The 21,969-nt window shown below is 66.6% G+C and carries 22 protein-coding genes and 1 riboswitch; of the genes, 5 read left to right on the forward strand and 17 right to left on the reverse strand.

The features are described from left to right. Positions 1 to 17 precede the first annotated feature (17 nt). Complete coding sequence (locus tag P6144_RS07775) at positions 18 to 674, forward strand: hypothetical protein (protein ID WP_277767164.1); 657 nt, start codon at positions 18 to 20, stop codon at positions 672 to 674. Positions 675 to 738: 64 nt separating this feature from the next. Here P6144_RS07775 and P6144_RS07780 read toward each other — a convergent pair whose 3' ends face one another. The 8 genes from P6144_RS07780 to P6144_RS07815 form a co-directional block, all read right to left on the reverse strand. Then, on the reverse strand, positions 739 to 1,560 hold the full coding sequence (locus tag P6144_RS07780; protein WP_277767165.1) for a hypothetical protein: 822 nt from the start codon (positions 1,558 to 1,560) through the stop codon (positions 739 to 741). Between the two features lie 82 nt (positions 1,561 to 1,642). Beyond that, the gene (locus P6144_RS07785) at positions 1,643 to 2,041 is read right to left on the reverse strand and encodes a VOC family protein (RefSeq protein WP_277767166.1); all 399 of its coding nucleotides are present in this window, start codon (positions 2,039 to 2,041) and stop codon (positions 1,643 to 1,645) included. Between the two features lie 3 nt (positions 2,042 to 2,044). Continuing rightward, the gene (locus P6144_RS07790) at positions 2,045 to 2,626 is read right to left on the reverse strand and encodes a Swt1 family HEPN domain-containing protein (RefSeq protein WP_277767167.1); all 582 of its coding nucleotides are present in this window, start codon (positions 2,624 to 2,626) and stop codon (positions 2,045 to 2,047) included. Further along, a complete protein-coding gene (locus tag P6144_RS07795; RefSeq protein WP_277767168.1) occupies positions 2,619 to 3,236 on the reverse strand; it encodes a DUF5343 domain-containing protein in 618 nt (205 codons plus the stop codon). The genes P6144_RS07790 and P6144_RS07795 overlap by 8 nt, the downstream gene beginning before the upstream one ends. A 160-nt stretch (positions 3,237 to 3,396) precedes the next feature. After that, complete coding sequence (locus tag P6144_RS07800) at positions 3,397 to 3,639, reverse strand: hypothetical protein (protein ID WP_277767169.1); 243 nt, start codon at positions 3,637 to 3,639, stop codon at positions 3,397 to 3,399. A 207-nt stretch (positions 3,640 to 3,846) separates the two neighbouring features. Then, positions 3,847 to 5,706 carry a phosphomethylpyrimidine synthase ThiC gene (gene thiC / locus P6144_RS07805; protein WP_277767170.1) on the reverse strand — a complete coding sequence of 620 codons (1,860 nt, stop codon included), beginning with the start codon at positions 5,704 to 5,706 and terminating at the stop codon, positions 3,847 to 3,849. A 35-nt stretch (positions 5,707 to 5,741) separates the two neighbouring features. Further along, positions 5,742 to 5,849, reverse strand: a riboswitch (TPP riboswitch). A gap of 35 nt (positions 5,850 to 5,884) precedes the next feature. After that, positions 5,885 to 6,748 carry a MipA/OmpV family protein gene (locus P6144_RS07810; protein WP_277767171.1) on the reverse strand — a complete coding sequence of 288 codons (864 nt, stop codon included), beginning with the start codon at positions 6,746 to 6,748 and terminating at the stop codon, positions 5,885 to 5,887. Positions 6,749 to 6,822: 74 nt separating this feature from the next. Then, entirely contained in the window at positions 6,823 to 7,569 is a 747-nt protein-coding gene (locus tag P6144_RS07815; RefSeq protein ID WP_277767172.1) for a sterol desaturase family protein, read from the reverse strand. A 262-nt stretch (positions 7,570 to 7,831) separates the two neighbouring features. On the opposite strand from P6144_RS07815, the gene P6144_RS07820 reads away from it, so the two are divergent. Next, on the forward strand, positions 7,832 to 8,170 hold the full coding sequence (locus P6144_RS07820; protein WP_086127851.1) for a P-II family nitrogen regulator: 339 nt from the start codon (positions 7,832 to 7,834) through the stop codon (positions 8,168 to 8,170). Between the two features lie 25 nt (positions 8,171 to 8,195). Then, a complete protein-coding gene (locus P6144_RS07825; protein WP_277767173.1) occupies positions 8,196 to 9,602 on the forward strand; it encodes an ammonium transporter in 1,407 nt (468 codons plus the stop codon). A 215-nt stretch (positions 9,603 to 9,817) separates the two neighbouring features. On the opposite strand, the gene P6144_RS07830 is transcribed toward P6144_RS07825, so the two are convergent. The 7 genes from P6144_RS07830 to P6144_RS07860 are packed head-to-tail and all read right to left on the reverse strand — an operon-like array spanning position 9,818 to position 15,939. Beyond that, positions 9,818 to 11,395, reverse strand: a complete 1,578-nt coding sequence (locus P6144_RS07830; protein ID WP_277767174.1) for an FAD-dependent oxidoreductase — start codon at positions 11,393 to 11,395, stop codon at positions 9,818 to 9,820. Further along, entirely contained in the window at positions 11,329 to 12,300 is a 972-nt protein-coding gene (locus tag P6144_RS07835; RefSeq protein WP_277767175.1) for a sterol desaturase family protein, read from the reverse strand. Before P6144_RS07835 ends, P6144_RS07830 begins: the two co-directional genes overlap by 67 nt. 19 nt (positions 12,301 to 12,319) lie before the next feature. Beyond that, positions 12,320 to 12,682, reverse strand: coding sequence for a hypothetical protein (locus P6144_RS07840; RefSeq protein ID WP_277767176.1), 363 nt, complete (start codon positions 12,680 to 12,682; stop codon positions 12,320 to 12,322). After that, positions 12,679 to 13,110, reverse strand: a complete 432-nt coding sequence (locus tag P6144_RS07845; protein ID WP_277767177.1) for a TIGR01244 family sulfur transferase — start codon at positions 13,108 to 13,110, stop codon at positions 12,679 to 12,681. Before P6144_RS07845 ends, P6144_RS07840 begins: the two co-directional genes overlap by 4 nt. Beyond that, entirely contained in the window at positions 13,107 to 13,601 is a 495-nt protein-coding gene (locus P6144_RS07850; protein ID WP_277767178.1) for a hypothetical protein, read from the reverse strand. The genes P6144_RS07845 and P6144_RS07850 overlap by 4 nt, the downstream gene beginning before the upstream one ends. Continuing rightward, entirely contained in the window at positions 13,598 to 15,370 is a 1,773-nt protein-coding gene (gene recQ / locus P6144_RS07855; RefSeq protein ID WP_277767179.1) for a DNA helicase RecQ, read from the reverse strand. The genes P6144_RS07850 and recQ overlap by 4 nt, the downstream gene beginning before the upstream one ends. A 38-nt stretch (positions 15,371 to 15,408) precedes the next feature. After that, positions 15,409 to 15,939, reverse strand: a complete 531-nt coding sequence (locus tag P6144_RS07860) for a hypothetical protein (protein ID WP_277767180.1) — start codon at positions 15,937 to 15,939, stop codon at positions 15,409 to 15,411. A gap of 94 nt (positions 15,940 to 16,033) precedes the next feature. Between P6144_RS07860 and P6144_RS07865 the strand changes: the two genes are divergently transcribed. Next, entirely contained in the window at positions 16,034 to 17,407 is a 1,374-nt protein-coding gene (locus tag P6144_RS07865) for a glycoside hydrolase family 47 protein (RefSeq protein ID WP_277767181.1), read from the forward strand. A gap of 194 nt (positions 17,408 to 17,601) precedes the next feature. Beyond that, complete coding sequence (locus tag P6144_RS07870) at positions 17,602 to 19,065, forward strand: ATP-binding protein (protein ID WP_277767182.1); 1,464 nt, start codon at positions 17,602 to 17,604, stop codon at positions 19,063 to 19,065. A 94-nt stretch (positions 19,066 to 19,159) separates the two neighbouring features. Here the strand turns inward: P6144_RS07870 and P6144_RS07875 are convergent, their stop codons facing one another. Then, positions 19,160 to 20,077, reverse strand: a complete 918-nt coding sequence (locus tag P6144_RS07875) for an alpha/beta hydrolase (RefSeq protein WP_277767183.1) — start codon at positions 20,075 to 20,077, stop codon at positions 19,160 to 19,162. A gap of 8 nt (positions 20,078 to 20,085) precedes the next feature. After that, the gene (locus P6144_RS07880; protein WP_277767184.1) at positions 20,086 to 21,921 is read right to left on the reverse strand and encodes an ABC transporter ATP-binding protein/permease; all 1,836 of its coding nucleotides are present in this window, start codon (positions 21,919 to 21,921) and stop codon (positions 20,086 to 20,088) included. Positions 21,922 to 21,969 lie beyond the last annotated feature (48 nt).

Here is a 21,969-nt window from a genome sequence, read left to right on the forward strand (position 1 = left end):
CGACGATGGAGGAATGAATGAAGTCGCTGTTCGGCCGCCTGTTCGGCAAGCGCGCTCCGGCCGAGGCCGAGCCGGTCGCGCCCGCCGCAGCCCCGATCGACGAGAAGGCCGAATGGGTGCGCGACCAGATCCGCCGCGACGTGGCGAGCGGATTCTATGACGAGGACGCGATTCTGACCAACGCCGCCGACGCGTTCGAGGACGAGTTCACGCCCGAGGAGCTCCGCCCGCTCGCCCAGAAGCTGCTGCGCCGCGCGCTGGCCGAGCAGCGCGACGAGGAGCGCCACTGGCCCGACGAGACCGATTGCGACCGGCTCGACGCCGCCTTCGCCGCGCTCGAGGATGACGGGGTGATCGCCCGCCAGAACTTCAGCTGCTGCGGCAATTGCGGCGCCACCGAGATCTGGGACGAAGTGCGCGCCGTCGAGGACAGCGGCGCCCCGGTCCAGGGCTATGCCTTCTACCATATGCAGGACACCGAAGGCGCGGTGGATGGCGGCGGGCTCTACCTCAACTATGGCGCCTGCGAGGAAGGCGAGGACGCGGCGCTGGCAGTGGCCCGCACCATCGTCGCCGAGCTGGAGGCACACGGCCTGACCACCCATTGGGACGGCAGCTGGGACAAGCGCATCGGCGTGACGCTCGACTGGAAGCGGCGGCGCACCGGCTTCTGAGCCGGTATCCGTAGCCGCCGCGCAGCCAAAGTACACGAAGTACACGCCAAGACGCGTTTCGCGCTCAGTCTTCTTCCTCCTCCTCCTCCTCGCCCTGCGCCTCCCCGCGAAGCCGGTCGAGCTCGGCGTCGATGCGGGCATCGATCGCGCTTTGCGCCAGCGCCGCCGCATCGCGCTCGTCTTCCGACTTCTCGCGGAGCCAGTGCGGAACCACGCCGTCGGCGACATCGGCGAGATAGAGCGCGTGATCCAGCGCCTCGGGGGAGAGCGCGGCGGCAGGATCGGCGGGCACGACCGGCGCGAGCATGGCCAGCGCCTCGGCAAGCGGCATCGCCGGCGCGCAGGGCAAGACGCCGGCGGGAAGCGCCTCGCGATGCGCATGGGCATAGAGGCCGGGCAGATGCGCGCGCAGCAGGAACATCAGCAGCCGATCGTTGGTGCGCATGCGGCGGCCGACGCGGCGCCCTTCCTTGTCGAACACCGGCTCCTCGCTGCCATGGATCGCGCGATCGAAGGCGATGTCGGCGAGGTGCAGCGCGGCGTGATGGATCGCGACTTCCCAGGCGCGGGCGAAATTCTCGCCGCCGGGCGAACGGCGCAGCTTGTAGGCGCTGCCCTTCGACATGCCGACCTGCTGCGCCGCCTCGGTCACCGAGCCGCGATCGGCGAGCGCCTCGATAAAGGCGCGCTGGCGCTCGGGCGACCAGCCATCATGGCGATGCTTGCGCCGCACGGGCACCCATTCATAGTCGGCCGGGTCATGGCCATGCGCGTCGCGCGTCGCAGGCGGCGCTGCCGCCGCCGCTGCGTCGGCGGGAAGGTTGACGGGATCGAGCCCTGCGGAGAGCGCGGGATCGAAGGCTGTGCGATGGTCCTGCTGTTCCATGGCGCGAGGGGAACAGAGGAAATCCTACATTGCTAGGGGCTGTTGGAGGGATTCCGCGACGGGTGTTGCGCGGGGGTATCCATCAGGATGCAGGCTCGATCAGGTCCCAGCGGTTGCCGTAGAGGTCCTCGAACACCGCGACCTTGCCATAGGGCTCGGCGCTAGGCGGCCGGACGAAGCGGATGCCGGCTGCGGTGTAGGCAGCGAAGTCGCGCTCGAAATCGTCGGTGGCGAGGAACAGGAAAACGCGGCCGGCCGCCTGATTGCCGATCGCCGCTTCCTGCTCGGGGCCGACCGCGCGGGCGAGCAGGATGGTGGTGGCTTGCTCGGGCGCACCGGGCGGGCGGATCGTGACCCAGCGCTTGTCCTGCTCGGGCTGGTAACTGTCCTCGACCAGCGTGAAGCCGAGCTTGCCGATGTAGAAGGCAAGCGCTTCGTCATAGTCTCGGACGATCAGAGCGATGTGGGCTAGGCGCGGCATCCGCTATAAGCCGATAACGCGATTCCAGTCCGATATATACATGTATAATCTAGCAAACTCACTCGGCAGAAGTTGGCGATTATGAGCAATGAAGTGCCTAGCCTTCTCAATTTCGTCCATTCTCTGAGAAAGCCAATGTTGAGACGGAATAACGTCCTTAAAACAATCCCACTTAGCTACTATTATTTGCCCCAACTGACCAAAATCGGCAAAGCCAAGTATATCCGTTTTCTGACCCTCTAACCAAGAATCCTTAAGCGCAATTGTCCGCCGCGATTCTGCGTGTTGCAAGATTTTGCCTGGAATATTGGATATCCAATTCTCTCCCTCATTCTCTTCGAGGCGCTCTCGAATGAAGTCTCGAATTTCATTTTCAAAACAGTAAATCAACGCATAGAGCCGAGACATTTCCAGGGCAGCGTTTCGCCTTTGCACTCCAAAAGGTGCAAGAGATTGAGCTAGAAGCGATTCCTCGACTGCCGTCTCGCTAGCCCCTATCTGAATCCCAGCTCTCTGAAATATTCCAGCCTCAGATTCAAAAAGCAGCCCCCTGAACAAGAAAGCTCTAAGTTGATCTTTAGTCAACGAAATGCTCCCTTAGAGACTTAAATATCGCATTATAAACTTCAACATCTTTCGTGGCAGGAAGATGTATCTGCACATTATAGTGAAGACCGGCGAGAGCTGGAGATGATATTACGGGTGAAACGGGCTTGGCCGCGGAGTTGATCTGCTCTTCTACTGCTGCCTCTTTCTCAGCCTTTGGCTTCTCGCCACCCGACAAATCCGCAAGCTCCAAAAGTGCGAAAAACGTCTTTGACATCCTCTGTGCCACGTCGTCGCTCGCGTTGTGAAAGCTCTTGAACTTGCCAGTAATAGAACCTTGATCAGCCTTCGTCGGATTGGCTTTTATCAAGAATATATCCTGATATGCCTCTCTTAGCGCCTCCCCCATCACCACCTTAGAGCGCGAATGATCCCTATAATCATGATATCTCTGAGTTGGCTGCCCAGTGGGTGTAAGAAATCCCAATGATTTCAAGAGTGGGATAAAAGCCCGATCAGCGGAGGAGGAGAATCCCCAATCTTTCAACAGCTGATTGGTTACCTGAGATGGTGCCTGACCATCACGAATCTTGTTGAAAACCTCAGGAACACGGCCAGCTGCTCCAACCCATGAACTTGATAGCCCCACCTTTCGCCTCCTCCTAAACGAGAACAGTCTAAGACTGTTTTGGATGGGATCAACGGCGCATAAGTTTCTCCCTGGACCGGAGTATTATACCCTAATTTGGCAACCCACCACTCTACCAAACCTCCACCGCCGCCTCGACCATCTCCCCACCCCGGCTGTGCTAGGCCTTGAAGCGGATGCGGCTCGGGATGATGCTGAGGCCCTTATAGTCGACCTGGACGTCCATCCGGTCGATCACGTCGCGTTCGAGCAGGTGGACGAGCCGCTGGATCAGCGCGGCACGGGCCTTGGCCGCCCGGGGCGTGATATAGGCGATGTTCTCGGGGTTATCGACGCCGCCAAGTTCGCGGGGGAAGAACCAGCTCTTCACCAGCCAGCCTTCGCTGACCAGCCTCTCGGCCATCAGCCTGGTCTTCACCTCGCCGAGATAGGGGGCGAGCGCTATCGGGAGCGCCGGCCGGCGCAGGCTATCGCGATTTGGGTCCGTTTTGGGGGAAGGCTTGTCCGTTTTGGAGGCGGTTGTTCCGTGCGCGCGGCGCGGCCCCTCCCCCATTCGCTTCGCGAACGGTCCCCCTCCCCGAGACGAGCTCGGGGAGGAATTCAGGTCAGATTAGTCGTGCTCGCGGTCGCCCTGGCCCATGTAGAGCTCGCGGCCGGTCTCGTGGTAGAGCTTCGACATCGCTTCCATGCCGGCCTCGGCATCTTCGGCGGCGAGGAAGCCTTCGACCGGTGCGTTCTGCTTCGCGGCGAAGTCACGCACTTCCTGGGTGATCTTCATCGAGCAGAATTTGGGGCCGCACATCGAGCAGAAATGCGCGGTCTTGGCGCCTTCGGCCGGCAGCGTCTGGTCGTGATACTTCTCGGCCGTGTCGGGATCGAGCGACAGGTTGAACTGGTCGCGCCAGCGGAACTCGAAGCGGGCGCGGCTCAGCGCATCGTCGCGGACCTTGGCGGCCGGGTGCCCCTTGGCGAGATCGGCAGCGTGCGCGGCGAGCTTGTAGGTGACCACGCCGACCTTGACGTCGTCGCGGTCGGGCAGGCCGAGATGCTCCTTGGGGGTGACGTAGCAGAGCATCGCAGTGCCGTACCAACCGATCATCGCGGCGCCGATGCCGCTGGTGATATGGTCATAGCCCGGCGCGATATCGGTGGTGAGCGGCCCGAGCGTGTAGAAGGGCGCCTCGCCGCACGCCTCGAGCTGCTTGTCCATATTCTCCTTGATCTTGTGCATCGGCACATGGCCGGGGCCTTCGATCATCACCTGGACGTCCTGCTGCCAGGCGCGGTGGGTGAGCTCGCCCAGCGTGTAGAGCTCGGCGAACTGGGCTTCGTCATTGGCGTCGGCGATCGAGCCGGGGCGCAGGCCGTCGCCGAGCGAATAGGCGATGTCATAGGCCTTCATGATCTCGGTGATCTCGTCGAACTTCTCGTAGAGGAAGCTCTCCTTGTGGTGCGCGAGGCACCATTTCGCCATGATCGAGCCGCCGCGCGAGACGATGCCGGTGACGCGCTTGGCGGTGAGCGGCACATAGGGCAGGCGGACGCCGGCATGGATGGTGAAATAGTCCACGCCCTGCTCGGCCTGCTCGATCAGCGTGTCGCGGAAGATCTCCCAGGTCAGGTCCTCGGCGATGCCGCCGACCTTCTCGAGCGCCTGGTAGATCGGCACGGTGCCGACCGGGACGGGGGCATTGCGCATGATCCATTCGCGGGTGTCGTGGATGTTGCGGCCGGTCGACAGATCCATGATCGTGTCGGCGCCCCAGCGGATCGCCCAGACCATCTTGTCGACTTCCTGCGCCACGTTCGAAGCGACGGCGCTATTGCCGATATTGGCGTTGATCTTGACCAGGAAGTTGCGGCCGATCGCCATCGGCTCCGATTCCGGGTGATTGATGTTGTTCGGGATGATCGCGCGGCCGCGGGCGACTTCCTCGCGGACGAGTTCGGGGGTGACGTAGTCGGGGATGGCGGCGCCGAAGCTGTTGCCGTCGCGGACATATTCGGCGAGGCGGGCGCGGCCGAGATTCTCGCGCTCGGCGACATATTCCATCTCGGGCGTGATGATGCCGCGCTTGGCGTAATACATCTGGCTGACGTTCATGCCCGGCTTGGCGCGCAGCACCTTCTTGCGGACGTTCGGGAAGGGCTGGACGCCGCCCGAGCGATCGGGGCCGAGCTGGCCGTTATCCTCGGGGCGGACTTCGCGCTGGGTGACTTCCTCGACATCGCCGCGGGCGCGGATCCAGTCGCGGCGCAGCTCGGGCAGGCCGGCCATGATGTCGATCCGGGCATCGGGATCGGTATAGGGGCCCGACGTGTCATAGACGCGGACCGGCGGCTCGCCCGAACCCGGCTCGAGATGGATCTCGCGCATCGCGACCTTGAGCGGACCGACATGGATCTTCTTCGAGCCGCGGATCGCGCCGGTGGTTACGGCGAGTTCGGTCTTGGCAGGGATGTCGGCCATTCGTCACTTCTCCAAATCGGGAGAGGACGGACGTAGGGTGACGGCCGCTCCCTCCCTACGCCGGTGTCAGCCGGATCAGGTTCGGCGGGTCTTGGCTTCAGCCAACTCTCAACCGCTCAGGCGCGGTCCCCCGGGGATGCGGCAGTCTTAGGCGCTTGGGCGCGGCAGGTCCAGCGGCTCAGAAGGTAAGCGCGAGGCCCGCGGCGCCGGTCCACTGGTTGCGGTCGCCCGCGATGCTGACCAGCGGGCTGTCGGCGAAGTCGTTGACCAGCTTGCGATAGGTGCCGCCGGCGACCAGCGACAGGCCCTTGGTGAGGTTGCCGGTGAGCGCATAGGCGACATAGCCGCCAAAGGTGATGTCCTTCTGCCCGCCTTCGGGCCGGAACACCGGGAGCCCGCTGGCGAGGCTCTGCGCCGGGGTGACGCCGAAATAGGTGCGGGCGTAGCGGTCCTCGACGATCTCGGCCGAGGCGGAGAGGCTGACCATCGCCTTGGTGCTGAGCGGGGTCGAATAGCTGATGACCGGGTTCCAGATGCCGGCATTGTGCACGCGGGTCACATCCTTGCGATAGGAGACGCTCACCGTGAGCTTGTCGAAATCGCTGGTGATGAGGCCGGTGCGGCCGATGCCGACATAGCCGCCGACTTCGAGCGCGGAATCGACTTCGCCGAGCGCGCGGACGCGCGGATCGCGGATGGAATCGCGGTTCGAGCGGTTCATGTTGTAAACCGCGACCGGCCCGAACTGGAGGTCCCAGCCGGGGCCGGTGGGATTCGGAATCACGTCGAGCTGGGCACGATTGCCGATCAGCGTGAAGCTCATCCCCGCCACGGTGCCGTTGGCGACCGGAATCGGCGTCCAGCGATTATGGCTGGAGCCTTCATAGTCCGGATAATAGGCGGCACCGACGCCGAGGGTGAGCCGCGCCGCACCTTCCCTGGCCGCTTCCTGGACTTCGGCGGGCGGCGGCGTTTCGTCCTGCGCAAAGGCAGGTGCGGCGAGGAGGCAGAGCGGCAGCGCCGCGAGACCGAGGATACGCATGGACCGGATTTCCCAATGTTGCAGGCGCGAAACGCCGACCCGCGACACCGGTTCCTGCAAGCAGATCGCAAAGATCAGCCGCCGTTGCTTTTGCGCACCGGCCGTGGCCGGAAGTCGCCCAGCCCGGCATCGGTGCCGCACAGCCGGTCCCAATGGCGGAAATAGAGGCCGAAATTGCTCTGGTAGCGCTCGTGGTGGCGCTGGTGGTGGCTGGCGGTGATCAGCCAGGCGCCGAGCGGCCCCTGCCACACCCAGCGCGGCCAGATTTCCCAGCCCATGTGATTGGTGACGCCCATCACGGTCATGATCGCCAGCACCAGCCCCAGCGCGCCGACATGGATCGGGATGAGGAAGACCAAAGCCGGGATCACCACCGCGCCGGTCACCGCCTCGAGCGGATGGAAGCTCATCGCCGCCCAGGCCGTGGGCGGCCGGCTGGCATGGTGGACCGCGTGCATCCGCCGGAACAGCGCGGGCACATGCATCCAGCGATGCGTCCAGTAGAACCAGCTGTCATGCGCGAGCAGATAGAGCAGCACCGAGACCGGCAGATACCAGAGCGGCCAAGCGTGGACGTCGGTGTAGATCCGCGTCCAGCCCTGGTGCTGCCAGCCCCAGGCGACCACGCCGGCGGGCACGCCGTAGATCGCCGCCGAGGCGAGGCTCCAGCCGATCTCGCGGCGGATCTGCCCGTCCAGCCCGGCATAGAGCCCGGGGTGCCGGACTCGCGTCGCCAGCGCGAACCCGCCGCTCGCCAGCAGGTAGCGGATGCCGACGATCAGCGTCATCGCGAGCGCGGACAGGAGGACGGCGGCGACCATGGCTGGCGCCTTACGCTATTTTTCGAAGCGGCGCGCGGCCTGGCGGGAACGCACCGACGCGGCCGGCGTTTTCCGCGCTTCTGCGAAGCGGGAATCGAGGCATTTCGCTGCCCGTTTTTTGGGCACGCTTTCGCATCTGCACAAAAATTTACCCACAGGTAATATTTGATTGCGCGCGAATCCCACGGAATCGCGGGATTCTTGCCGTTGGCACGCTGTTTGCGACGAGCACCCCCGGGATAACCGCCAACGAGGGGGCGACATGAAGCTCATCATCGCCATCATAAAACCATTCAAGCTGGACGAAGTCCGCGAGGCGCTGACCGGCGTCGGGGTCGCGGGCATGACCGTGTCGGAAGTGAAGGGCTTCGGTCGCCAGAAGGGCCAGACCGAAATCTATCGCGGCGCGGAATACAGCACCAACATGGTGCCCAAGATCAAGATCGAGGTCGTGGTGGGGGCCGATCTGGCCGACCGCGCGGTCGAAGCGATCCAGGCCGCCGCCAGCACCGGCGCGATCGGCGATGGCAAGATTTTCGTCCTCGATGTCGGCCAGGCCGTGCGCATCCGCACGGGCGAGACCGACGAGACGGCGCTGTAAGATGGGGGTCCAGATGAAACTAGCGATGAAGATTGCCGCGGGGGCGGGGCTCGGCGCCCTGTTCGCCGCGATGCCGGCGCTCGCGCAGGCACCGGCCGCCGCCGCTCCGGTGGTGCCGACCGATGCGATGGTCAACAAGGGCGATGTCAGCTGGATGCTCGTTTCGGCGGCGCTGGTGCTGATGATGTCGGTCCCCGGCCTCGCGCTCTTCTATGGCGGCCTGGTCCGCACCAAGAACATGCTCTCGGTGCTGATGCAGGTGCTCACCATCGTCTGCGTCACCGGCCTGATGTGGGTCACCATCGGCTATTCGATGGCCTTCACCAACGGCGGCGCGCTCAACCTCTTCGTCGGCGGCTTCTCGAAGGCGCTGATGAACGGCGTCGACGCCAATACCTTCGCCGCGACCTTCTCGAACGGCGTCTATCTGCCCGAGACGACCTTTGTCGTCTTCCAGATGACCTTCGCGATGATCACTCCGGCGCTGATCGTCGGCGCGTTCGCCGAGCGCGTGAAGTTCACGCCGCTGATCATCTTCGTCGTGCTCTGGTCGATCTTCGCCTATTATCCGATGGCGCACATGGTCTGGTACTGGCCGGGCCCAGACTTCACCGCCGGCCTGCCCGACGATCATGGCTATCTGTGGGGCAAGGGCGCGCTCGATTTCGCGGGCGGCACCGTGGTGCACATCAACGCGGGCATCGCCGGCCTGGTCGGCTGCCTCGTGATCGGCAAGCGCACCGGCTACAAGCAGGAGCCGATGGCGCCGCACTCGCTGACCATGACCATGATCGGCGCCTCGCTGCTCTGGGTGGGCTGGTTCGGCTTCAACGCCGGCTCCAACCTCGAAGCCAACAAGTTCGCCTCGCTCGCCTTCATCAATACCATGGTCGCCACCGCGGCTGCGGGTGCGATGTGGGCGATCATCGAGCAGGTCGTGCACGGCAAGCCGTCGCTCCTCGGCGCGGCCTCGGGCGTGGTCGCCGGCCTCGTCGCCATCACCCCGGCCGCGGGCTTCGCTGCCCCGATGACCTCGGTGGTGCTCGGCGCGGTCGCCTCGATCGGCTGCTTCTTCTTCGTCACCACGGTGAAGAACAAGCTGGGCTATGACGACACGCTCGACGTGTTCGGCGTCCACTGCGTCGGCGGCATCATCGGCGCGATCGGCACCGGCATCGTCGCCGACCCCGCGCTGGGCGGCCAGGGCTGGATGGACTTCACCGTGATCCCGGCGGTCGCCGGCAAGTATGACATGGCCTCGCAGGTCGTCACCCAGGCCACCGGCGTGGGCGTGACGCTTCTGCTCTCGGGCGTCGTGTCGCTGGTGCTGTTCACGCTGCTCAAGTTCACGATCGGCATCCGCCCGAGCGTCGAAGTCGAGATGGAAGGTCTCGACATCAACGCGCACGGCGAGCGCGCCTACAACTATTGACGAGATCGGGCGCCGCGCAACCTCTCCAAATAGCGCGGCGCCCAACCGAGGTTCCTCCTGCGGACGACTGGGCCGGTGGTTTAGACCGCCGGCCCTTTTTTTGTTCGCGGGCCAGAGGCACGCGGACATGTATCCCCGCGAAAGCGGCGATCTCGTGCCGCAAACGAGCGTGTCGGCAGAGAAACCCTGGATCCCCGCCTTCGCGGGGATGACGATCAGGCCAGATCTTCCTTGATGAACTGGGCGCAGCGTTCGCCGATCACCACCGTGGGGCCGTTGGTGTTGCCGCCGATCAGCCGCGGCATGATCGAGGCGTCGGCGATGTAGAGCCCCTCCACCCCGCGCACCTTCAGCCGCGGATCGACCACCGCGCCGCCGTCCGAGCCCATGCGCGCGGTGCCGACGGGGTGGTAGATCGTGTCGGCCCGGGCACGGATCAGCCGTTCGAGCGCGGCATCGTCGGCCAGGTCGATCGGATAGCGATCGCGGCCGCGATATTGGGCGAGCTGGGGCGCCTCGAGCAGGCGGTACATGGTGCGCACGCCCCGCTTGAGCACCTCCATGTCGCGCGGATCGCCCAGGAAATCGGGATCGATCAGCGGCGCGACGCGCGGATCGAGCGACTGGAGGCGCACGCTGCCGCGGCTCTCCGGGCGCAGCACACAGGCATGGCAACTGAAGCCGTGCCCGGCGACCGGCGTGCGGCCATGATCCTCGACGATGGCGATCAGGAAATGGAGCTGGATATCGGGCCGATCGAGCGCCGGATCGGTGCGCAGGAACGCGCCGGCCTCGGCATAGGGCGTGGTCATCCGCCCCTTGCGGGTGAGCAGCCAGCGCGCCATCGAGCCCAGCGACTTGAGCGAGCCCGCGGGCGAGCGGCCGAGGAAGAAGCTGCCCGGCGTCTCGAACGCGGCGACATAATCGACATGGTCCTGGAGATTGCCGCCGACCGCCGGCCGATCGATCCGCACCGACAGGCCCGTCTCGCGCAGATGCGCACCGGGGCCGATCCCCGAAAGCATCAGCAGCTGCGGCGTCTGGAACGCACCGGCGGCGAGCACCACGGCGCGGCGGGCGCGGATCTCGCGCGCGACCCCGTCGCGCTGATAGGCGACACCCCAGACCCGGCCATCCTCGAACAGCACCCGCTCGACCATGGCATCGGTGATGATCTCCAGCATCTCGCGGCGCTCGAGATAGGCGCGCGCCGCGGTCCAGCGCTCGCCGTGCCGCTGGGTGACCTGATAGAGGCCCGCGCCAGACTGGTGCGCCCCGTTGAAATCCTCGTTGCGCGGGATCTGGAGCTCGCCGGCGGCCTCGATGAACGCCTCGCTGCCCGGATGCGCCCAAAGCTGGTCGCTTACCCAGAGCGGGCCCTTGTCGCCGTGAAATGCATCGGCACCGCGGACATTGTGCTCGGAGCGGCGGAACCAGGGCAGCATGTCGTCCCAGCCCCAGCCCGGGCAGCCGAGATCGCGCCATTCGTCATAGTCGCGCCGGTGGCCGCGGACATAGAGCATCGCGTTGATCGCGCTCGATCCGCCCAGCCCCTTGCCGCGGGGCTGATAGCCGCGCCGGCCGTTGAGCCCGCGCTGCGGCACCGTTTCGAAGGCCCAGTTGGTGGCGGGCCCCTGGAAGGGGAGCATGCCGGGCATGCGCGTCTTGATGCCGGTGTTGCGGCCGCCGGCCTCGAGCACCGCGACGCTGTACTTGCCGCCTTCGCTCAGGCGGCCCGCGACGGCGCTGCCGCCGGATCCTCCACCGATGACGACGATGTCGGCTGCTTCCACGCGACCCCCGCTTGCTGCCGCGCCTGCCAGCGCGCCTTTATCACTTCCGATGTATCGCGGCTGCCATCGTGGCTCCAGCCCGGCGGCGCGACCATATACCCGATTCGGGACTTCCAATCGGGCGCGCGCCACACATCCCGGGCGATGCCCACCCATTCGTGGAACGCCGCCCAGAGCAGGTTGAAGCTGCCGAGATCCTTGACGATGCCGTAGCGCGGCCGATCGTCGTCGCGTTCGGGCTCATAGGTGCCGAGCATCCGGTCCCAGACGATGAAGACGCCGGCATAGTTCTTGTCGAGATAGCGGGCGTTGGTCGCGTGGTGGACGCGGTGGTGCGACGGCGTGTTCATCACCGCTTCGAACCAGCGCGGCATCCGCCCGATCACCTCGGTATGGATCCAGAACTGGTAGATCAGGTTGATCGCCGCGACGAAGAAGATCATCGCCGGGTGGAAGCCGATCAGGAACAGCGGCAGGCGGAAGAGGAAACTTGCGCTGATAAACCCGGTCCAGGTCTGCCGCAGCGCCGTGGTCAGGTTATAATGCTGGCTCGAATGGTGGATGACATGGCTCGCCCAGAACCAGCGGACGCGGTGCGCGGCGCGGTGGAAGAGATAATAGGCGAAATCGTCGAGCACGAAGGCGAGGACGAACCAGTACCAGGCGAATCCGATCGTGAAGATGCGGAACTGATAGACCCCCATCGCGATCGCATAGACGAAGCCGGCGGTGAGCAGCCCGGCAACGGTGCTGCCGAGGCCGAGCCCCAGGCTGGTCAGCGTGTCCTTCGGGCAAAAGCGCCGGCGATCGCGCAGCCGGGCGACGAGCATCTCGGCGAGGACGAGCAGCACGAAGCCGGGAATGGCATAGTTCACCGGATCGGGCAGATGCGGAACCACGGGCATGGCCCTGCTTACCCCCTTGTCAGTAGCCTGTCACGCCGCGGAGCAGCACGGCGCCGAAGCGCCGGTCGCCGCTGTCGATACGGAGGCCGTCGGGCGTGGGCCGGCTGGCGAGCGGCAGGCGCAGATGCCGCGCCGCAACACGGGCGCCGTGCATCTTGAGCAGCGCGACATCGCCGGCCTTGCCATGGACGAGCGCGGCCTTGCCGTCGCTGCCGAGCAGCGCCTCGCCGGCATCGAAGCCCGATATCATCGCCTCGGCGGTCTCACGCGCTTCCTCGCTGCTGGCGATCGCGGCGCCACGGCCCAGTCCGAGCGCCCAGGCGACCAGCGTCATGAACAGGATCGAGCCGAGCGAGCCCGCGAAGATATAAAGCTGGTTCACGCCCTGCCCGATAGCTGATCGAGCAGCGGGCGGATGCCGGAGATGTCATAGCCGGCCTGCGCGGCCTTGGTGGTGATCTCGACAGGGTCGCCGCCGCGCGACGCCTCGGCCAGTGCCCAGAGGTTGCATGAGCGCGTGCCCGAGCGGCAATAGGCGAGCACCGGACCCTTCGCGTCGGCAAGCGCCGCCGCCATTGCCTCGACCTGCGTCGAGGAGAAGCCGGCATGGGTGACGGGGATCGCGGCATAGCCGAGCCCGGCCGCTTCCGCCGCAGCGCGGATCGTGTCGCCGGCGGGCTGGCCCATCTCCTCCTCGTCGGGGCGATTGTTGATCACATAGGAGAAGCCCTGCTCGGCGAGCAGCGCGATATCCTCGGCGGCGATCTGGGGGGCGACCGAGATGATGTCGTCGACGCGGCGCAGGTTCATGGGTTCATCTCCTTGTCTTCGATGATCTGCCCGGTCTTCGACCAGTCCGCCATCTGCTTTTCGGCCGCGCCAACCGCATCGTGGATCGGCGTGAGCCTGGGGTTCTTGCAACCGAGATCGAAGGCGATCCCCTGCTGGATCAGGCCGGTGTACCAGCGGATCGAGCCATAGGGGAAATCGGTCCAGCGCTCGCCGCATTCGGGCTGGGCGCCGATCACTGCCTCGGCCGGCGCCAGCAACGTACGGATGCGCGCGAAGCCCTGTGGGCCGGCATCGAACTTCCGCGTGACCAGCCGCGTGCCCAGCCCGGGACCTTCGGCATGGGTGTAGGTCGCCGCTCCGCTCGGCTGGATACGCCATTCCGAGACAGGCTTGCCCCAGCTGCTCACCCGAAATTCGATCATCTCGACCGAGACCGGCGCCGGCGCCTCCACCGGTGCCCGCGGCGCACAGGCGGCGAGCAGGAGCAGGCTGGCGAACAGGGGCTTCACGCGGCCTCGCGGATCACTTGCAGGAAGGCATCACCATAGGCGTCGAGCTTGCGCGCGCCAACGCCGGAGATGTTGGCCATCTGGGCGATGCTGTCGGGCTTGAGCATCGCCATGTCGCGCAGCACCGAATCGTGGAAGATGACATAGGGCGGCAGCCCGGTTTCCTGCGCGATCTCGCGGCGCTTGGCGCGCAGCGCCTCGAACAACGGGTTGCCGACCGGATTCTCGCCGCCTGCCCGGCCGCCGCCGCGCCGCTTGCGCTCGCGCTTGGGGGGCAGGACGAAGCTGACCGTGGCGCCGCCCTTGAGGATCGCCTTGGCCTCGGGGCCGAACTCGAGCCCGCCATGCTCGTTGGCACGCAGCGCGTCGCGCAGCAGCAGCGCACGGGCGACCGGCTTGATCAGCGCCGCCTCCTCGCCCTCGACGATGCCGAAGACCGACAGGCTCTCATGCCCGTTCGAGAGGCTGCGGTCGGTCGACTGGCCGAGCAGGATGCTCTCGATATAGCCGACGCCGAACATCATGCCGGTGCGGAACACGGCGGAGAGGAATTTCTGCGCGGTCACCGTCGCGTCGATCGCCGCGGGCGGGCTCAGGCAATTGTCGCAATTGCCGCAGGACTCCGCCGGCTCCTCGCCGAAATGCCGGAGCAGGATGCGGCGGCGGCAGGTCGCGGTCTCGACCAGCGCGCCCAGCGCGGTCAGCCGCGCGCGCTCGCCCGCCTGGCGCTGGGGCTCGACCTCGCCGATCCGCTGGCGGGCACGGGCGAAATCATCGGCGCCCCAGAAGAGATGCGCCACCGCCGGATCGCCGTCGCGCCCCGCACGGCCGGTTTCCTGGTAATAGGCCTCGATCGACTTGGGCAGGCCGGCATGCGCGACGAAGCGGACATCGGGCTTGTCGATGCCCATGCCGAAGGCGACGGTGGCGACGATCACCATGTCTTCGCTGGCGACGAAGGCGGCCTGGTTGCGGCGGCGCACCTCGGGATCGAGCCCGGCATGATAGGGCAGCACCGGGCGGCCGGTTTCCGCTGCCAGCTTCTCGGCGAGCTTCTCCACCCCGGCACGCGTCTGGGCATAGACGATGCCGGGGCCGGGCGTCTCGGCGATCAGGTCGATCACCTGGCGCGTGGTGTTCTCGCGCGGGGTGATCGCATAGCGGATGTTGGGCCGGTCGAAGCCGGCGACGATCAGCCCGTCGTGCGGAATGCCGAGCTGCTCGAGGATGTCGGCGCGGGTATGCGCGTCGGCAGTCGCGGTGAGCGCGAGGCGCGGCACGTCGGGGAAACGATCGAGCAGCGGGCGTAGCAGGCGATAGTCGGGGCGGAAATCATGCCCCCATTCGGAGACGCAATGCGCCTCGTCGATCGCGAACAGGCTGAGCTTCGCCTGGCTGAGCAGGTTGCGGAAATATTCGTTCGAGGCGCGCTCGGGCGCGACATAGAGCAGGTCGAGCTCGCCGGCGCGGAAGCGCTCGATCGTCTCGGCGCGGTTCTCGTCGACCGAGGTGAGCGTCGCGGCGCGGATGCCCACCGCCTCGGCGGCGCGCAGCTGGTCGTGCATCAGCGCGATCAGCGGCGAGACGACGACGCAGGTGCCCTCGAGCATCACCGCAGGCAGCTGATAGGTGAGCGACTTGCCCGCACCGGTGGGCATCACCGCCAGCGTGCGATCGCCCGCCAGCACGCGCGCCACCACCTGCTCCTGCACGCCGCGGAACGCGTCGAAGCCGAAGATGCGGCGCAGGGTCTCGGTCGGGGAAGCCATCCGAGCCGGTTAGCGGGGCGTGCCCCCCAAAGTCGAGGCTATTTGCAGGGAACGCCGTCCTCGGCCTTCCAATCGACCAGCTTGAACGCGCTCACTTCTATGGCGCTGATCGCATATGGCCAATATTCCACGCCGAGCTTGCCCGGCACGACGAGGCAGACATCGGTCGGCTGCGCCTTGCCCTTGCTGGTGATCCTGGCCTGGTACGACAGCGCCTTCGCATAGCCATTGTGGATGATCAGCAGCGAGCCGCCGGTCTCCGGCACCGGCAGGAAGCGGAAGCGCGCCTGGCCGGCAACGGGAACGGGGGCAGCAGGCAATGCGCTGTTGTGCGGCATCGGCTGGCCCTGGGTCACCGGCGCCTCGGGCAGCTTCACGCCGCCCACCTGGCGGCCGAGCGCGACTTCGAACGGCGTGGCGCTGGCCGGGCCGAGCGCGGCATCGGCAAGATCATCGTCGCTGATCTCGAGCACGACTTCCTCGCCCCGCGCCAGCGTGACGCCCTGCGCCATTGCCGGGCTTGCGATCGAAACCGAAACCGCCGCCAGCGCCCATGCCGATCTGCGCATCTGCACTCCCCCTTGTTGCCGCCCGACTATCCGTGAGGCGGCAATGCGCGGCAAGCGGTTTACATGCGTCCCGCCCCTCGCCTAGCCTTGGCGGATGACTTCCTTCCGCATCGGCCGGCGCGGCCTGATCGCCGGCAGCGCCGCGGCGCTGCTCCCCCTTCCCGCGAGCGCAGCGAAGGAGGACTGGCGCAAGCTGGCGGACGAAGTGCGCGAGAGCATGCGCTGGGCCTGGCAGAACTACCGCGAACGGGCCTGGGGCAAGGACCAGATCATGCCCGTCTCGGGCGGCGCGGAGAGCTTCTCGATCAAGGGCCAGCATGTCGGGCTCAGCCTGATCGAGGCGCTCGACACCTTGTGGCTGATGGAGCTCGATGCCGAATTCAAGGACGGCGTCGACTGGATCCATGCCAATCTGAGCTTCGACATCGACGGCGAAGTCTCGGTATTCGAGACGATCATCCGGCTGGTCGGCGGGCTGCTCTCGGCGCACCTGGCGAGCGGCGACAAGCTGCTGCTCGCCAAGGCCAAGGACCTGACCGACCGGCTGATGCCGGCGTTCACCGCCTCGCCGATCGGGCTGCCGCACCGCTACGTCAACCTCAAGACCGGGGCGGTGCGCGGGCCGGTGACCAACCCCGCCGAGATCGGCAGCTGCATCACCGAGTTCGGCACGCTGAGCCGGCTGACCGGCGATCCGCGCTATTTCAAGGCAGCGAAGAAGGCGATGGTCGCGCTGTTCGGTCGGCGATCGGACATCGGGCTGATCCCCGACGCGATCGACTGCATGACCGGCGAATGGAAGAGCCGGCGCGCGACGATCGGCCCGCCCTCCGACAGCTATTACGAATATCTCTGGGACGGCTGGCAGCTGCTCGGCGACCGCGACTGCCTGACCATGTACAAGAGCTGCACCGCCGCGATCCTCGAGAACCAGAAGGCAATGCTCAACGGCGACCTGTGGTTCGTCGATGTCGATTTCGAGACCGGCAAGCGGATCAACTGGGAGCAGGACGAGCTTTCGTCCTTCTATGGCGGGCTGCTCGCGCAGGGCGGCGAGCCCGTGATCGGCGAGGCCTATACGCGCAGCTGGGACAAGGTGCAGGCGAAGTACGGCATCCTGCCCGAGGGCTATGACCCCGAAAAGGACGCGCCGACCTACAAGACCAACGCGCTGCGCCCCGAGCTGGCCGATGCCGCGTTCAACCACTGGCTGCTCGACGGCAAGGAAGAATGGCGCGCGCTGGTCGCCCGGCATTTCCGGGCGATGCAGCAATGGAACAAGGCGGCCTATGGCTATGCGGTGATGGCCGACGTCACCACCAAGGCGCAGGCGGACCATTGCCCCGGCTACTGGTGGTCCGAGCAGATGAAATATTACTGGCTGATCTTCGCCGACTGCCGGCGCTTCGATTACCGGAAGAACTATCTCTCGACCGAGGGGAACGTGCTGCTGGGGTTCAGGCACTAGCTGCCCCCGCAAAATAGCCGTCATCCCGGCGAAAGCCGGGATCTCAGGCGGAGGCGCGGGAAAGGAGCCGCACGAGATCCCGGCTTCCGCCGGGATGACGGATTGGGGCGGGCGGCGTTTCGGAAGCGTATCGCCCACAATTTTTCCCGCCCCTGCGCTTCCCCCCGCGCCCGCCATCGGCCAAAGCAGTCGCGATGACGGTACGCGTGGACATGGGGGTGGACGGCAAGGGGGATTCCGTCGCCATGGATCTCGAGGAGCTGCTGGCGACGCGTCTGCTCGTCCAGGGCAATTCGGGGTCGGGCAAGTCGCACCTGCTGCGCCGCCTGCTCGAGAAGAGCGCGGGCCATGTCCAGCAGGTGATCATCGATCCCGAGGGCGACTTCGTCACCTTGAGCGACCGGTACGGCCATATCTCGATCGAGGCGGCGGACTATAGCGAGCGCGAGATCGCCCGCTTCGCCACGCGCATCCGCGAGCATCGCGCGTCGGTCGTGCTCAGCCTGGAAGGGCTCGAGGCCGAGGGACAGATGAAATGCGCCGCGGCCTTCCTCAACGCGCTGTTCGATGCGCCGCGCGATCATTGGTATCCCGCCCTTGTCGTGGTCGACGAGGCGCAACTATTCGCGCCTTCGGGCGGCGGCGAAGTCGCCGAGGACGTGCGCCGCGCCTCGCTCAGCGCGATGACCAACCTGATGTGCCGCGGGCGCAAGCGCGGCCTGGCCGGCGTGATCGCCACCCAGCGCCTCGCCAAGCTCGCCAAGAACGTCGCGGCCGAGGCCTCGAACTTCCTGATGGGGCGCACCTTCCTCGACATCGACATGGCGCGCGCCGCCGATCTGCTCGGCATGGAGCGCCGCCAGGCCGAGGCGATCCGCGACCTCGCGCGCGGCCATTTCCTCGCGCTCGGCCCCGCCGTGTCGCGCCGGCCGATCTCGGTGCAGATCGGCGCGGTGGAGACCAGCGCGCGCAGCGGCAGCCCCAAGCTGACGCCGCTGCCCGAGGCACCCTCGGCCGAGCTCAAGGACCTGCTGCTCGCGCCCGCCGAGCCCGAATGGACGCCGCCGGCGCCGCCGACGCCCGCTGCCCCGCCCCAACTCGCCAGCGACCGGCTGCTCGAGGCGCTGGCGAAGAGCGTGCCGGCGCGCGAGGAAGTGCCCGAAGTCGATCCCGAGGAAGCCGCGGCCAAGATCGCCGACGTGCTGCGCGACATCGTGGCGGACAGCGAAAGCAGCTTCCGCTCGCCTTCGGTGCTCTACCAGGACTTCCTCGTCCGCTGCCGGATGGTCGGCCTCGCCCGGCCGCCGCTCGACCTTTCCGCCTTTGTCCGCCGGCTTTCGGCCGCGCGCGCGGGCATCCACGGCGATCCCGATGCCGAATGGGCGCAGGCGCTAGAAGCGGCGCGCGCGCTGCCCGACGACATGCTCGGCCCGTTCCTGCTCGTCGCCCGCGCCGCGCGCGAAGGCGCCCCCTGCCCCAGCGACGGCGAGATCGCCGCGACCTATGGCACCAGCTCGCTCGGCCGCGTGCGCCGGCTGCTCCAATATATCGAGAGCCGCGAGCTGTTCGTCACTCGCACCGACCTGTCGGGCAAGCGCTCGATCACCATCCCCCGGCTAGGCTGGACGACGCAGCCGGCGGAGATCGGCGGCAGCTAAGGCGCAAAGTACACAAAGTACACGCCAAGCATCGTTATACGCGCCGACCCACAGCAACAATGTTGCGCAATCCCGATGCTATATTTCCAACAGCTCAGAGCGTGCGCAGCCAGGCCTCGGTGGCGTCGACATGCGTCACCGGAAGCATGTGGCCGCCATCGAGATAGTCGACCTTGCCGTGCTGCACCGCGCTCGCGGTCTTGCCGCCATGCAGCTCGGGATCGAGCAGCGCGTCCTGGCGGCCATAGAGAATCGCGACCGGCAGCACGATTTCGCCATAGCGCGGCGCCTGGACCTTGATCGCCTCGGGCGCCATTTCGAGCTCGTAGCAGCCCTGCTGGAAGCTCGCCGGGCGGATGGCGAGCGCGCCGCCGGCCTTGATCGGAAAGTCCTCGGGCACCGCATCGGGCGCGAAGACTTCGGCTGTCTTCGCCTTGCCGGTGCGCATCGAGAGCGGCACCGCCAGCGTCCAGGCGATGATCGGGCGGAGCGGCGCAGGCACGACCAGCCCCTTGAGCGGCGCCGGGGCGGCGTCGATCGGCTGGGTGAGCGGTGCGATCAGGCCCAGGCCACGCACCGCCTCGGGATGGCGCAGCGCCAGCGCCAGGCTGACCGCGCCGCCCATCGAATGGCCGACGAGCAGCGGCTTCTCCAGCCCCAGCGCGGCGATCGCCGCGGCAATCGCATCGGCCTGGCCAGCAAGATCGAGCCGCGGGCCGGTGCGCGTCGAATAGCCCCAGCCGGGACGGTCCATCACGAGGACGCGGTGATCCTTCGCCAGCCGGCCGGCCAGCGCATAGGTGAAGACGCGCAGCTGGCTCATGATGCCGTGGATCATCACGATCGCCGGCGCATCGGCCGGGCCCATCTCGACGACATGGATGCGCGCGCCCGGCACGACGACCTGGCGCCCGTCCATCGGGATCCAGCGTTCGACCCCGCGCGAGACATAGGCGGACCAGAGGATGAGCGCGGCCACCACCAGAGCCAGCGCAATCAGGAACCAGAGCATCACCCCTCCTATTCGGCGGGGACTTCCTCTCCGCCGCCCTCGGCCTCGCGCTCCTGCGCCTGCCGCGCCCACATCTCGGCATAGAGACCGTTCTTGCGCAAGAGCTGGGCGTGGGTGCCCTGCTCCGCCACCCGACCCGCCTCGAGCACGACGATGCGATCGGCATGGACGACGGTGGAGAGCCGGTGGGCGATGACGATGGTGGTGCGACCATGCTCGATCGCCTCGAGCGTCGCCTGGATATCCGCCTCGGTGCGGCTGTCGAGCGCGCTGGTCGCTTCGTCGAGGATCAGGATCGGCGGGTTCTTCACCAGCGTGCGCGCGATCGCGACGCGCTGCTTCTCGCCACCCGACAGCTTGAGCCCGCGCTCGCCGACGCGCGTCTCGAAGCCCTGGGGCAGCGCCTGGATGAAGCCGGCGATCGCGGCGCCACGCGCGGCCGCGGCGATCTCGTCGTCGCCGGCACCTTCGCGGCCATAGGCGATGTTGTAGCCGATCGTGTCGTTGAACAGCACCGTGTCCTGCGGGACGATGCCGATCGCGGCGCGCAGCGAGGATTGCGTCACCTCGCGGATATCCTGGCCGTCGATGGTGATGCGCCCGCCGGTGACGTCGTAGAAGCGGTACATAAGCCGGGCGAGCGTCGACTTGCCGGCGCCCGAGGGGCCGACCACCGCGACGGTGGCGCCGGCCGGAATGTCGAGATCGATGCCCTTCAGGATCTCGCGGTCAGGGTCATAGCCGAAATGCACGCCCTCGAAGCGGACATGGCCGGACGCGATGGCGAGCGGCGTGGCGTTCGGCGCGTCCTTCACCTCCGCGGCACTGTCGAGCAGGTCGAACATCGAGCCCATGTCGATCACGCCTTGCCGGATGGTGCGATAGACCCAGCCGAGCATGTCGAGCGGGCGGAAGAGCTGGCTGAGCAGCGTCGAGACCAGCACCACGTCGCCCGCAGTGAACTTGCCGCTGCTCCAGCCGAACACCACCAGCGCCATGCCGGCGCCGAGCATGAAGTTGGTGATCATTGCCTGGCCGATATTGAGCCAGGCGAGCGAGTTCTCGCTGGTGGTCGCGGCGCGGGCATAGGCAGTGACGGCATTCTCGTAGCGCCGCGCCTCGCGCTCCTCGGCGTTGAAATACTTCACAGTCTCGAAGTTGAGCAGCGAATCCACCGCATGCGCGACGGCGCCGGTGTCGAGATCGTTCATCTTCTCGCGCAGCTTCGAGCGCCAGTCGGTCACCCAGCGCGTGAAGGCAATGTAGAGCACCACCATCGCCAGCGTGCCGGCGACCAGCCACACGCCGTAGCGTGTCCAGAAGATGCCGATAACCAGCGCGAGCTCGAGGATCGTCGGGGCGATGTTGAACAGCAGGAAATAGAGCATCGTGTCGATGCTCTTGGTGCCGCGCTCGACCACCTTGGTGATTGCGCCGGTGCGGCGCTCGAGATGGAAACGCAGGCTCAGCTGGTGAAGATGACGGAAGACGTCGGCAGCCAGGCGGCGGGTTGCGTCCTGGCCGACGCGCTCGAACACCGCGTTGCGCAGATTGTCGAACACCACCGTGCCAAGCCGCGCCGCCGCATAGCCGATCACCAGCAGCGTCACCAATACCGTCGCATTGGGCACGCCTGCAGGCTTCGCCATCGTATCGATCGCGCCCTGCAGTGCGAACGGCGCGCCATAGACTTGCACCAGCTTGGACACCACGACGAGCCCGAGCGCGATGACGATGCGCACGCGCAGCCCCGGCGCGTTGGCCGGCCAGAGATAGGGAAGGAAGCGCCGCAATGTCGCGAGCATCGGGCGCTCGCCGGCGGGTGCATCGGGTTTGGAAGCCATTGCCGCTAAATTTGGGGCGCCTGGCGCCGCGATGCAACGCTTGACCGC

The sequence above is a fragment of the Sphingomonas sp. HITSZ_GF genome (assembly GCF_029543155.1).
In the GTDB taxonomy this organism is placed as follows: domain Bacteria; phylum Pseudomonadota; class Alphaproteobacteria; order Sphingomonadales; family Sphingomonadaceae; genus Sphingomonas.

Coding starts and splice junctions, on each gene's coding strand:
- thiC (WP_277767170.1), bottom strand. CDS start 5,706: ATGGCCGACATCCCTGCCAAGACCGAACTCGCCGTAACCACCGGCGCG.
- P6144_RS07875 (WP_277767183.1), bottom strand. CDS start 20,077: ATGCTCTGGTTCCTGATTGCGCTGGCTCTGGTGGTGGCCGCGCTCATC.
- P6144_RS07860 (WP_277767180.1), bottom strand. CDS start 15,939: ATGCGCAGATCGGCATGGGCGCTGGCGGCGGTTTCGGTTTCGATCGCA.
- P6144_RS07865 (WP_277767181.1), top strand. CDS start 16,034: ATGACTTCCTTCCGCATCGGCCGGCGCGGCCTGATCGCCGGCAGCGCC.
- P6144_RS07785 (WP_277767166.1), bottom strand. CDS start 2,041: ATGCCGCGCCTAGCCCACATCGCTCTGATCGTCCGAGACTATGACGAA.
- recQ (WP_277767179.1), bottom strand. CDS start 15,370: ATGGCTTCCCCGACCGAGACCCTGCGCCGCATCTTCGGCTTCGACGCG.
- P6144_RS07810 (WP_277767171.1), bottom strand. CDS start 6,748: ATGCGTATCCTCGGTCTCGCGGCGCTGCCGCTCTGCCTCCTCGCCGCA.
- P6144_RS07845 (WP_277767177.1), bottom strand. CDS start 13,110: ATGAACCTGCGCCGCGTCGACGACATCATCTCGGTCGCCCCCCAGATC.
- P6144_RS07820 (WP_086127851.1), top strand. CDS start 7,832: ATGAAGCTCATCATCGCCATCATAAAACCATTCAAGCTGGACGAAGTC.
- P6144_RS07775 (WP_277767164.1), top strand. CDS start 18: ATGAAGTCGCTGTTCGGCCGCCTGTTCGGCAAGCGCGCTCCGGCCGAG.
- P6144_RS07870 (WP_277767182.1), top strand. CDS start 17,602: ATGACGGTACGCGTGGACATGGGGGTGGACGGCAAGGGGGATTCCGTC.
- P6144_RS07815 (WP_277767172.1), bottom strand. CDS start 7,569: ATGGTCGCCGCCGTCCTCCTGTCCGCGCTCGCGATGACGCTGATCGTC.
- P6144_RS07835 (WP_277767175.1), bottom strand. CDS start 12,300: ATGCCCGTGGTTCCGCATCTGCCCGATCCGGTGAACTATGCCATTCCC.
- P6144_RS07800 (WP_277767169.1), bottom strand. CDS start 3,639: ATGGCCGAGAGGCTGGTCAGCGAAGGCTGGCTGGTGAAGAGCTGGTTC.
- P6144_RS07880 (WP_277767184.1), bottom strand. CDS start 21,921: ATGGCTTCCAAACCCGATGCACCCGCCGGCGAGCGCCCGATGCTCGCG.
- P6144_RS07780 (WP_277767165.1), bottom strand. CDS start 1,560: ATGGAACAGCAGGACCATCGCACAGCCTTCGATCCCGCGCTCTCCGCA.
- P6144_RS07825 (WP_277767173.1), top strand. CDS start 8,196: ATGAAGATTGCCGCGGGGGCGGGGCTCGGCGCCCTGTTCGCCGCGATG.